The sequence below is a fragment of the Staphylococcus sp. 231237_7MaSpsaltlick genome (assembly GCF_043107035.1).
On record NZ_JBICNX010000332.1, the window covers coordinates 1 to 487 of the forward strand.

A 487-nucleotide genomic window follows, 5' to 3' on the forward strand; every position below is an offset into this window, starting at 1 on the left:
TAGAGTTAAATACAAAAGTGCATTATTTATATTATGATAATTATAACTAATTGAATTATAAAAAGAATAAATATTACAAAATGATATAGGAGTAAAAAATGAAAATTATAAAAAATGACACAAAGAATAATAAAATTAAAGTTAGCGTACTAATAAGTACTTATAATAAAGAAAAGTTTATTAAAAAAACACTAGATAGTATATTAAATCAAACAATGGATAAAAGTGATTTTGAAATAATAGTTGTAGATGATTGTTCCACGGATAGTACACCTGATATTGTATCTAAACAAATCGAAAGCTTTGTTAATTATCAATTTGTACAATTAGATGAAAATTCAGGCACGCCGGCAGAACCTCGTAACCTATCAATTGATTTAAGTAAAGGGAAATATATAATGTTTGTAGATGGCGATGATTGGTTACCTTCAGATGCACTTGAAAAATTATATACACTTTTAAAATCAAATAAAACAGACTATGCTAC

At 24.4% G+C, this 487-nt stretch carries 1 protein-coding gene; it reads left to right on the top strand.

Annotated features, from left to right (window positions below):
• Window positions 1-98: 98 nt before the first annotated feature.
• Window positions 99-487: glycosyltransferase family 2 protein (locus ACF91D_RS31755; RefSeq protein WP_392438697.1), on the top strand; the 389-nt coding region annotated here is incomplete at its 3' end.